General features: G+C 70.1%; 8 protein-coding genes and 1 pseudogene. All 9 read left to right on the top strand.

What is annotated here, in order from left to right; all coding sequences use genetic code 11:
• Nucleotides 1–359 precede the first annotated feature (359 nt).
• A pseudogene (locus tag ABZ319_RS32545) lies at nt 360–608 on the top strand (AAA family ATPase); the annotation flags it as partial.
• A 435-nt stretch (nt 609–1043) separates the two neighbouring features.
• A complete protein-coding gene (locus tag ABZ319_RS32540) occupies nt 1044–3581 on the top strand; it encodes a hypothetical protein (RefSeq protein ID WP_354990371.1) in 2538 nt (845 codons plus the stop codon).
• A gap of 478 nt (nt 3582–4059) precedes the next feature.
• The gene (locus tag ABZ319_RS32535; protein ID WP_354990369.1) at nt 4060–5277 is read left to right on the top strand and encodes an NADP-dependent isocitrate dehydrogenase; all 1218 of its coding nucleotides are present in this window, start codon (nt 4060–4062) and stop codon (nt 5275–5277) included.
• A 298-nt stretch (nt 5278–5575) separates the two neighbouring features.
• Nucleotides 5576–5872 (top strand): hypothetical protein, encoded by a 297-nt coding sequence (locus ABZ319_RS32530; protein WP_354990368.1) that lies wholly within the window; start codon nt 5576–5578, stop codon nt 5870–5872.
• A gap of 92 nt (nt 5873–5964) precedes the next feature.
• On the top strand, nt 5965–6822 hold the full coding sequence (locus ABZ319_RS32525; protein WP_354990367.1) for an alpha/beta fold hydrolase: 858 nt from the start codon (nt 5965–5967) through the stop codon (nt 6820–6822).
• A 325-nt stretch (nt 6823–7147) separates the two neighbouring features.
• Nucleotides 7148–8284 carry an MFS transporter gene (locus tag ABZ319_RS32520; RefSeq protein WP_354990370.1) on the top strand — a complete coding sequence of 379 codons (1137 nt, stop codon included), beginning with the start codon at nt 7148–7150 and terminating at the stop codon, nt 8282–8284.
• 53 nt (nt 8285–8337) lie between these two features.
• Nucleotides 8338–8982, top strand: a complete 645-nt coding sequence (locus ABZ319_RS32515) for a TetR/AcrR family transcriptional regulator (RefSeq protein WP_354990366.1) — start codon at nt 8338–8340, stop codon at nt 8980–8982.
• 208 nt (nt 8983–9190) lie between these two features.
• Complete coding sequence (locus ABZ319_RS32510) at nt 9191–10396, top strand: lipid-transfer protein (RefSeq protein WP_354990365.1); 1206 nt, start codon at nt 9191–9193, stop codon at nt 10394–10396.
• Nucleotides 10397–10451: 55 nt separating this feature from the next.
• Complete coding sequence (locus ABZ319_RS32505; protein ID WP_354990364.1) at nt 10452–10889, top strand: SRPBCC family protein; 438 nt, start codon at nt 10452–10454, stop codon at nt 10887–10889.

Below are 10889 nucleotides of genomic sequence, written 5' to 3'. Positions count from 1 at the left end.
TGGCGGCCGCCGCGGCCCCCCCCCCCCCCCCCCCCGCGCCCGCGCCCCCCCCGCCGCCCCCCGGGCCCCCCCCGGGCCCGGCCCGAGGGACGGCCGACCCCGCCGGGCCGCCGATCATCCGCGGGGCTTCGAGTCCGCCCGGGCTCGAGCCGGTTTCGGATCCCATCGCGGCTCACACGGAGCCGCATCCCACTGAAGCGGCGACCGCGCCGGGCCGCGTAGTCCACCCGGGATCGGAGTACTCCACCCCGCAGGCACGGGATCTCACGATCCCGCACGCGACCGAGGCGACGAGCCCAAAGCGGACCGCGGACACCACCGCTTCGTTCGGAGACCGCCCACGCGTGCGTCCGGGTGCGATGGTCGGCTACGCCGCACAGCGCGCCGTCCTGCACGCCGCCGCCCGCGAAGCGGCCCGAGGTGGAGCGCGACTCGTCTGGATCGAAGGTGAAGCGGGAGCGGGCAAGTCGACCCTCGTCGGTTCGGTAGTCGGGGACCTGTCCGAGGCGGGCTGGCGGGTGGCGGTTGGCAGCTGCCCGGAGGTCGACGGCGCACCGGCCGCCTGGGCCTGGCAGCAGATCCACGACGAGTTGTCCTATGTGGCAGCCGAGTTGGAGTCGACGAGGACGACCCCCGTCACAGTTGTGCGGGCTCGCGGGGAGTCGGAGCCTGTCGGTCTGTCGTACCCGGCTCCGGAGGTCGACGGCGAGACGCCGAATGCCGTTGGTGCGGAAGAGAGTGCGCGTGGTGACGGATTCGCCTCCGGTGACAGAGAGGCGGATCTCTCTCGCGTGGGCCGGGTTGCCCATGGTGCGGGTGGTGTTTCGAACGCCGAGGCAGTCGTGGAACAGGCTGCTGTTCCGGAAAGAGGCGTCCCGGGCGTCGCATCGGATGCGGGCGTCGGTCGACCCATCTCGAGTGGTGAGCCGGAGCGCACTAGCGCGGATCGGAATACCGCAGGCGCGGTTCGAGATTCGGGATTTCGTTCGCTGGGCGGAGGAATCGACTCGGATCGCAGGGCGGCCGGGGACACGGCGTTCGGGTTGGCACGGACGGTGGCGGGGCGGTGTGCGTGGTGGGGGCGGCGGCAGCCGGTCGTGGTCGTGGTGGAGGACGTGCACCGGGCGGACGGGGCGACCTTGCAGATGTTGCGGCAGGTGGTGGCTTGGACGGCGGGGGCGCCGGTGTTGTTCGCGGTCACGGTGCGGGGGTCGGAGGTGCGGGACGAGATACGGGCCACCTCTGCGGCATTGGCGGCGGTGACCGTGGGGCGGTGTCGGCTCGGTGGGCTCGACGCCGGGTCGGTGCGGGCGGTCGCGGAGGGGGCGGGGCTGACCGGGATGGACGAGGACACCGTGCGGCTGGTGTGCGCGCGGACCGGGGGCAATCCGCTGTTCGTGGTCGAGTTGGCGAAACTCGCGGCGGCGGAGGGGGATCTGCTGGGGGTGCCGCCGGGGGTGCGGGATGTGCTGCACCGCAGGATCGCCCGGCTGCCGGACGCGGCGGCGCGGATGTTGCGGCTGCTGGCGGTGTGGGGCGAGGCCGCCGAGTTCGGCGTACTGCCGCTGCTGCTCGACGAGAACGAGGACGCGCTGGCCGATCTGGTGGACACGGTCGTGGCGGCGGGACTGCTGCGCACCGAGGGCCGTCGAATCCGCTTCGGGCACGCGCTGATTCGCGATGCCGTCTACTCCGGGATTCCGGCCTTCCGGCGCGCCCGGATGCACGGGGACGCCCTGCGGGTGGCGGCCCGGGCGGCGGCGCCCGATGTGCACGCGCTCGCCCGTCACGCGCTGGCGGGCGGCGACGCCGTGCGTCCCGACGTGGCTCTCGGCCACGTGGTGACCGCGGCCCGCCACAGCGCCGCCCGCCGGGCCTTCGTCGAGGCCACGCCGCTGTGGCAGGCGGCCCTGGAACTGCACGCCCTCGCCGGCCACCCCGAGGACGGCTCCGACCGGGCCGCCGGGACCGCCATCCTGGAGGCCCGCTGCGAGCTGGTGGGCGCACTGGCACACGGCGGCAACGACGCGGCCGCCCGGTCACTGCGGCACCGGGCTCTCACCCTGGCGGAAGCTCTCGCCGGAACCTCGCCCGGGACAACGGAATCGGAGCGCGACTCGCCGGACACCGGGGCCGGCGCTTCCCGGACCGATCGCCCGGACGCCTGCGCTGCGGCTCGCGCTCCGCTCGTTTGGTCCGAGGGGTTGTCCGAGCCCCGGTTGTCGGGAGACCCGCGCGGGCCGAGTGAGTTCACCGGGGATCCGTTCGTGCCGCGTGAGTCCGCGGGGCCATCCGAGCCCTCGTTGTCGCCGGTGCCGCGCGAACTCGACACTGCGCGCGGGCCGTCCGATCCCTGCCGGTCGCCGTCACCCGCCGACTGGGAGTCGGTGTCCCCGGTGCTCGGTGCGACCACGCCGCCGATCATCGCGGCGCACCTGGACCGCGTCCACGAACGGGCCGACGCCACGCACCTCGCGCCCGACCCCGCCCGCGATCCGATCGCGTGTGCGCTCGGCTCGTGGCGAGCGCCGGTGATCTGGGAAACCCGGGACAAGCGGCTGCCCGACGCCCGGATGATCGACGCGCTGCGAACCGCGCTGGCCCGCGAACTCTCGCCCGGCGACCGGGTGCGGCTGCTGACGGCGCTGGTGTTCGAGGTCGAGGGCGACGACGACCCGCTCGCCCGGGCGGCCGCGGCCGAGGCGGTGCTCACCGCGCGGGCGCTCGGCGACGACGAAACGCTGTGCGCCGCACTGAATGCCAGGGCCTTCCTCGCGCTCGGTCCGGAGCTGTGGGACGAGCGGGCAGCGCTGACCGCCGAACTGCTCGCCGTCTCGACGGCCGCCGGACTGGTGGAGTTCCAGGCGGTCGCGCACTTCCTGGGCTGCCTCATCGCCTGCGGGTCGAACGATCTCCTGCGGGCGCGCGCCGAAGTGGATCGGGGACTGGAGTGCGCGACCGGCGGCCAGTTGAACCAGATGCTGACGGTGCTCTCGCTCTTCTCGGCGGTGCTCGCCGTCCTGAACGGCGACCTGGACACCGCCGGACGCGTCTATGCCGAACGCAGCGCGGAGATGATCGCCTCGGGCACCGCGAACGGCCCCGAACTGCTGCTCGTCTCGGGAATGATGCTCGGCTGGGCGCGCGGGGACCTGTCGGCACTGGCCGAACCCCTGGCCCGCGTGTACGAGGTCGCCCCGCACGCCATGGTGTACCCCTACGTGGCGGCCCTGCTCGACGCGGGCGATACCGACCGGGCCCGGACGGTGTTCGATGCGGCGGCCCCGGTCAAGCGCGACCACTACTGGTCGGTCATGGCGAGCTTCCGCGCGCGGGCCGCCCTCGGACTGGGCGACAGCGCCGCGATCGCGGAGTGCTACCGCGACATGCTGCCGCGCGCGGGCACGATGGCGGGCTTGGACACCGGTTCGGTGGTGTACGGCCCCGTGGACGCCATGCTGGCCGAACTGGCGACGGCGCTCGGCGACGGATCCGCCGCCGCGTCGCATCGCGCGCGAGCGGCCGAGGTGGCGGCCGCCGTCGCGGCGCAGCTCGCCCGGATGCCCGCGCCCCGGCGCTGAGCCATCGCCGCGATCCGACAGTGGACATCGCCGCATCGCCGCGACCCGACGGTGGCGGCGTCGGCGCGCCGAGCCGTGTGCGTCAGCCGTGGAGTCACAGCGTGACGGCTCGGCCGCGCTGCCGCGGTCCGGCCGTGCCGAGCGGCCGACTCGCGCCCGGCGTTCGATGGTTCCGGCGGATGAGCGGCGGGACGTCCGACCCCGCGGTGATACCGATCCGCACGCGACGTGACGTGGCTCCTACTCGCCGGTAACTGAGGGCGTGGTCCCGCACAGCGGGGGCTGCCCGCGCGGTGAGGTTCCTAGCAGCAGTACGCTCGTATTGCTTGGCGCTCCGGAATGCGGACCTGGTACCAGAGGCCCCGTAGGAAACGCCGGGCATATACGTTGTTTGTTGAACAGCCGGGGTCCCCGCTCACAAGCGTGCTCACCTGGCCGTGCAATGGGAGCACCACCTTCCTAGGAGGACACGAAGTCCATGTCCAAGATCAAGGTTGAAGGGACTGTCGTCGAGCTCGATGGCGACGAGATGACCCGGATCATCTGGCAGTTCATCAAGGACAAGCTGATCATCCCGTATCTCGATGTGAACCTCGAGTACTACGACCTCGGCATCGAGTACCGCGACAAGACCGATGATCAGGTCACCGTCGACGCGGCCAACGCCATCAAGAAGCACGGCGTGGGCGTGAAGTGCGCGACCATCACCCCGGATGAGGCCCGCGTCGAGGAGTTCGACCTCAAGAAGATGTGGCGGTCGCCGAACGGCACCATCCGCAACATTCTGGGCGGCACCATCTTCCGTGCGCCGATCATCATCTCCAACGTGCCGCGCCTGGTTCCGGGCTGGACCAAGCCGATCATCATCGGCCGCCACGCCTTCGGCGATCAGTACCGCGCCACCGATTTCAAGGTGCACCAGGCGGGCACCGTCACCCTGACCTTCACGCCCGAGGACGGCTCCGAGCCGATCCAGCACGAGGTCGTGCGCATGCCCGAAGACGGCGGCGTGATCATGGGTATGTACAACTTCCAGGAGTCCATCCGGGACTTCGCGCGGGCCTCGCTGAACTACGGCCTGCAGCAGAACTACCCGGTGTACCTCTCCACGAAGAACACCATCCTCAAGGCCTATGACGGCATGTTCAAGGACACCTTCGAAGAGGTGTACCAGAACGAGTTCAAGGACGAGTTCGACGCTCAGGGCCTGACCTACGAGCACCGGCTCATCGACGACATGGTCGCCTCCGCGCTCAAGTGGGAGGGCGGCTACGTCTGGGCCTGCAAGAACTACGACGGCGACGTGCAGTCCGACACCGTGGCGCAGGGCTTCGGCTCGCTGGGCCTGATGACCTCGGTGCTGCTGACCCCGGACGGCCGCACCTGTGAGGCCGAGGCCGCGCACGGCACGGTCACCCGGCACTACCGTCAGCACCAGCAGGGCAAGCCCACCTCCACCAACCCGATCGCCTCGATCTTCGCGTGGACCCGTGGCCTGGCGCATCGCGGCAAGCTGGACAACACCCCCGAGGTCATCGGCTTCGCCCAGACCCTCGAGGATGTCGTCATCAAGTCCGTCGAGGACGGGCAGATGACCAAGGATCTCGCGCTGCTCGTCGGCGGCGACCAGGGCTACCTGACCACCGAGGAGTTCCTCGGCGTGCTGGACGCCAACCTGGCCCGCACCCTGCGCTGATCGAACTCCGCGGGATTCTCGGGGGTTCCCCCGAAGGCCAAGGAGCGCAGCACCTTTCGGGATACACCCCGAAAGTGAAGGACGTCATCGATGTCCGAGTAGAAAGTCGCGCCGGCGTGAACAGCGGCGCAGCGGCGAAACGATGGCGGCCGGGACCGATCGTCCCGGCCGGAACCATCGCGCCGAGCATCCGGGCACCTGCCTCCGCGAGTACGCGGAACAGCGGGTGCCCGAACTGTTTTCGGCGTCCGTACCGCCGTGCTGCCCGCGATTCCGTTGCGGGTGATAAGAACTGGGCATGGGTAAGGTTCGTGCGCTGCCGTCGCGGCATCGGCTGTGGATTCGGCTGGGGTGGGTGCTCGCGGTGGCATCGCTGGGGATGTCTGTGCTGTGCTTCGTCCTGGCGTCGAGGGCGGACGGCCCGAGATGCGGGCCCGACGAACCCCGCGGGGATTGCCTGGCGAGTACGGACGCGGCCCAGTTGCCGCTACTGCTCGGCGGCGGCTTCGTCCTGGTCACCGTGCTCGCGCTCGCCGCGGTGCTGGGCCTGCGCAAGACGCTCGTCGCCGCGGCCGCCGCACAGGGCAAACGATAATGGCGAGATTTATCTGTTACCGACGGTAGCGCACACTATGGCCCATGTGTCAGGCTGAAGCGGTATTGCCGGAGCGCTGGAGGTGCAGGTCAATGGGGACCGACGTAGCCATTCGTATTTCGGAATTTCGCCGGGGGAAGCTCGTTTTCCCGGTCATCGACTCGGGGCCGGTGGACGGGGAACCCGTCCTGCTGCTGCACGGGTGGCCGCAGGACTCGCGGAGCTGGGACGCGGTCGCGCCGCTGCTGCACGCGGCGGGGTACCGGACGTTCGCGCCGGACCTGCGCGGGTCGGTGGCCAGTGCGGCGCCGCGGTGGCGGTGGCAGTACCGGCTCGAGGAACTCGCCGGGGACGTCGCGGCCATGATCGAGCAGATCGGGCGGCCGGTGCATCTGGTCGGGCACGACTGGGGTGCGGCGCTGGCGTGGGCCGTCGCCGGATCGGTGCAGGCCGGGCTGAAATCCATGGCGGCGTTGTCGATTCCACATCCGGGAGCGTTCGCGCGCGCGGTGCTCACCAGTCGCCAGGTGGTCGCGTCCTGGTACATGTACGCCTTCCAGGTGCCGCTGCTGCCCGAATTGACCCTGCGGACAGGCGTTTTCCGCCGGATCCTCGGCGAACTCGGGCAGACCGAGGAACACATCCGGCGCGATTCGGACCGCGTGCGCGACCGCGCGATCGCCCGCGGCGGCCTGCACTGGTACCGCGCGATGCTGCTGTCCTCCCCGCGCGTGCTGACCGCCCGGGTCGCGGTCCCGACCCTGCAGATCTGGAGCAGCGGCGACACCGCGGTGCTGGAGAGCGGGATACGACTGACCGAGCGGTTCGTGGACGGCCCGTTCCGCCTCGAGATCCTGCCCGGCGTCTCACATTGGATTCCGGAGGAAGCGCCCGGGGACACCGCACGGCTGCTCGTGGAGCATTTCGAGTCGGCCGGCGCCGCGCGCTGAGGCACTCTTCGGTGCCCGCCGTGGTGCCGGGCCGTGCCCGTCGTGCCGCGGCCGGTGACTAGCGTCCCGAGACTCCCGGTGCTGTCGTCCGGGCCACGCGGTACCCGATCGCGTCGCGCCGGCCGGGCGTTCATGTGCCTGATCGCCACGGGTGAGTGGGCTCACGCCGAAAGCGGGATGGGGGAGATGCGCCGGGGTGTTGCGCACGTTCATGGCTAACTCTGTGCCCGGCGGGGATGTGGCGGTCGAGACGGCGGTGGCCGCTGCGCCCGAGACGGCGGTGGCCGCCGAACCGGAGAGCGAGCGGCGGTGGCCGATCGCCGCGATGCTCGCGCTCGCGCTGGGCGGTTTCGGGATCGGGACGACCGAGTTCGTCACGATGGGTTTGCTGCCCGATATCGCGGGAGCCATGGACGTCTCCGAACCGGTTGCGGGGCATGTGGTTTCCGCGTACGCGCTGGGCGTGGTCGTCGGTGCGCCGGTGATCGCCGCCATGGCCGCGCGGGTCGATCGCAAGAAGCTGCTGATCTGGCTCATGGTGGCGTTCACCCTGGGAAACGTGGCCACCGTCCTCGCGCCGAGCTTCGCGACGCTGACCGCGGCGCGCTTCGTGTCCGGCCTGCCGCACGGCGCGTATTTCGGCGTCGCGTCACTGGCCGCGGCCTCGCTCGCGCCGGTGGGCCAAAGGGCCAAGGCGGTTGCGGCGGTTATGCTGGGTTTGAGCGCCGCCAATGTTGTCGGCGTTCCCAGCGCCACTTGGCTCGGTCAGCATCTGGGCTGGCGGGACGCCTTCGTGGTCGTCGCCTTCATCGGTCTGGCCACTGTCGCCGCCATTTCTCGTTACGTGCCGCATCTGCACGGGATTCGCCTTACCGACCCGCGGACCGAGCTGGGTGCGCTGCGGCGCCCGCAGGTGCTGCTGACCCTGCTGGTCGGCGCGGTCGGCTTCGGCGGCATGTTCGCGGTCTACACCTACATCACCACCACGCTCACCGATGTGGCCGGCATGCGGGTGGGCCTGGTGCCCATCGTGCTCATGCTCTTCGGCCTCGGCATGGTCGCGGGCAACATCCTGGGCGGCGTGCTCGCCGATCGCGGCGTGGACCGCGCGATTCTCGGCGGGCTGATCTGCATGGTCGTCATCCTGGCCGCCTTCATCGCGGCCGCGCACAATCCGTTCACGGCCGCGGCCGGGGCGTTCTTCGTGGGCGCGTCCGGCGCGGCGCTCGCTCCCGCCCTGCAGACCCGGCTCATGGACGTCGCGCACGACGCGCAGACCCTGGCGGCCGCGCTCAATCACGCGGCCCTCAACATCGCCAACGCGGCGGGCGCGTGGCTGGGCGGTCTGGTGATCGCGGCGGGCTTCGGCTACACCGCCCCGGCACTGGTGGGTACGCTGCTGGCCGTCGCGGGTGTGCTGCTGTTCACCGTGACCCTGTGGGCCGCTCGCCGCAGCGCCTGACGAGCTCGGTCTCCGTTTACATACACTCTTGTATGTAAGTGTACGATCCAGGGATGACCACGACCGCGGCGCCGAAGCAACCTCGCCGGACCCAGGAGCAGCGCAGCAGCGAGATGCGGGTGCGGCTGCTGGACGCGACGATCGAGTGTCTGGTCGAGTTCGGGTACGCGGGCACCACCACGCCGCGGGTCGCCGAGCGCGCGGGCGTGACCCGCGGGGCCATGGTCCACCACTTCGGTTCCAAGACCGACCTGGTGGTCGCGGCCATCAGCCATCTGGCCCAGCGCCGCACCGAAGCCGCCATGCTGGAGATCGGCCGCATCAAGGACGGCGCGGATTCCATTGCCACCATGCTGGATTTCCTGTGGGAGCTGCATCAGGGTCCGCTGTTCATCGCGGCCATGGAGCTGTGGGTCGCCGGGCGCACCGATCCGGTGCTGGCCCGGGAGATGGGCAAGGTCGAGCCGTTCGTGAACAACGCGGTGCTCATGGCGCTGTCCCGGTACGTGCCGGATGAGGTGCACCGCAAGGACGCTCGCGATTTCCTCTACACCGCCATGGACGCGCTGCGCGGAATCCTGGTGTCCAGCTTCATCGAACCGGATCCGGCCCGCGCGCTGCGGCGCTGGGGCCGGGCCTGCGCGCACCTGCGCGTGATCGCGGCGGCGTCGCTGCCGGGGATCGTCATCGCCGACTGACCTCGGCCTTTTCTCCAGCGCCCGGGCGAATCGCCCGGGCGCTGCTCATTTGCTCATGCATATCGGAATGTATGTATTCGCATTCCGGCGCTGACGCGCGCCCATGACCCGGCTCCGAACCTGCTCGGAACCGCACCCTTGTGTGCTTACATACATCTCTGTATGTTTGTTTCTGTTCGGAGCACGCAGGCGTGATGGGAGGAGTTCGATGGCGAACAAGGTGTACGTGGTCGGCGTCGGAATGACGAAGTTCGAGAAGCCGGGCCGTCGCAAGAACGAGGACGGCAGCAACTGGGACTACCCGGATATGGCTCGTGAGTCGGGCACCAAGGCGCTCGCCGACGCCGGCATCGACTACCGCGAGGTCGAACAGGCCTACGTCGGCTACGTCTACGGCGAGTCGACCTCCGGTCAGCGCGCGGTGTACGAGCTCGGCATGACCGGCATCCCGGTGGTGAACGTCAACAACAACTGCTCCACCGGTTCGACCGCGCTCTACCTCGCCGCCCAGGCGATTCGCGGCGGCCTCGCGGACTGCACCCTCGCCCTGGGCTTCGAGAAGATGCAGCCGGGTTCGCTGGGCTCGAGCTACGACGACCGCGAACAGCCGATGGCCAAGCACGTCATGGCCCTCGCGGAGATCTCGGAAGTCCTGTTCCCGGTGGCCCCGTGGATGTTCGGCGCGGCCGGCCGCGAGCACATGGAGAAGTACGGCACCACGCTCGAGCACTTCGCCAAGATCGGCCACAAGAACCACCGGCATTCGGTGAACAACCCGTACGCCCAGTTCCAGGACGAGTACTCGCTGGACGACATCCTGAACGCGCGGATGATCTACAGCCCGCTCACCAAGCTGCAGTGCTCGCCGACCTCCGACGGTTCCGGCGCGGCCATTCTGGCCAGCGAGGACTTCGTGGACCGGCACGGTCTGGCCGCGCAGGCGGTGGAGATCGTCGGCCAGACCATGACCACCGACTACGCCTCCACCTTCGACGGCACCGCCAAGAACCTCATCGGCTACGACATGAACGTCCAGGCGGCCGAGAAGGTCTACGCCGAGGCGGGTTTGGGCCCGGAGGACTTCCAGGTCATCGAGCTGCACGACTGCTTCTCCGCCAATGAGCTGCTGCTGTACGAGGCGCTGGGCCTGTGCGGCGAGGGCGAGGCCGGAAAGCTCATCGACGCCGGGGCCACCACCTACGGCGGCAAGTGGGTCGTCAACCCCTCGGGCGGCCTGATCTCCAAGGGACATCCGCTGGGCGCGACGGGTTTGGCGCAGTGCAGCGAACTCACCTGGCAGCTGCGCGGCACCGCCGACAAGCGGCAGGTGGACAACGTCACCGCCGCCCTGCAGCACAACATCGGGCTCGGCGGCGCGGCCGTCATCACCGCCTACCAGCGCGCGGACCGCTGAGTTCAGCGCGAAACACCGACCGACACAGATCTACTCGACGAGGAGCAGTTTTCACATGGGACACATCGAAGCCAGCCGCGACCTGACCGCCAGCCCCGCCGCCCTCTGGGCCGTGGTCTCGGACCCGCAGACCTGGGACAAGTGGTTCAGCATCCACGAGCGCTGGATGGAGGACGCGCCGGCCGTGCTGTCCGAGGGCGCGGTGCTCACCGCCAAGGTCGTCATGCTCGGCATGGCCAACAAGATGGTCTGGAAGGTCGAGAACGTCGACGCCCCGAATCGCCTGGTGCTCAGCGGAACCGGCATGGCCGGGGTGAAGGTGCAATTCACGTTCGACATCACCCCCGCGGGCGACGGCAGCAACTTCGCGGTCGCCGGCGATTTCGAGGGCGCGCTCATCAAGGGCGCGCTGGGCAAGGCGGTGGAGAAGGACGGGCTGAACCAGCTCGACAAGACCCTCACCGCCCTCGACTCGCTGGCCGCGGCGGCCTGA

The organism is Nocardia sp. NPDC005978, from assembly GCF_040614455.1.
Taxonomy (GTDB): domain Bacteria; phylum Actinomycetota; class Actinomycetes; order Mycobacteriales; family Mycobacteriaceae; genus Nocardia.
The sequence above is the reverse complement of the archived record's forward strand: the minus strand, read 5'-3'. Positions and strand labels throughout refer to the sequence as shown.